The following is a 394-nucleotide window of genomic DNA, read 5'->3' on the forward strand; positions in this document are numbered from 1 at the left end:
CTTCTTTTCTTTAAAAATTCAATGAGGGGGAATTGGAATTGAAGAAGCTTATGTTGTTAGTTGTTGCTGGATTTTTCCTATTGGCTGGATGTGCCGAACAAGCCTCAGGTAATGCTGCAGATGATGGTGACTTTTTAGAACTTGGGGAAACTGGAGTTATTTCTAATATGGCAGGAGACTACGAGATTACTGTGGAACGTATTCAACGATTTGAGGAGTATGAAGGATTGACACCGGCAAAAGATTACTTTTTCTTAGTTGATATTGAGGTCGTAAACACAGGTGAAAACGAACTGATAGGTAATGACATCATACGTTCCACATTTGTCACCGAAGACTGGAATATTTATGAAAACTGGTACAGTTCTTTTCTGAAAGAGGTCCCATCTCAATT

General features: G+C 38.6%; 1 protein-coding gene. It reads left to right on the forward strand.

The features are described from left to right. Positions 1–32 precede the first annotated feature (32 nt). The coding region (locus AOA62_RS31360) for a hypothetical protein (protein ID WP_218244083.1) at positions 33–394 on the forward strand (362 nt) is incomplete at its 3' end.

Source organism: Pseudomonas sp. 2995-3 (assembly GCF_002742565.1).
In the GTDB taxonomy this organism is placed as follows: Bacteria; Pseudomonadota; Gammaproteobacteria; order Pseudomonadales; family Pseudomonadaceae; genus Aquipseudomonas; species Aquipseudomonas edaphica.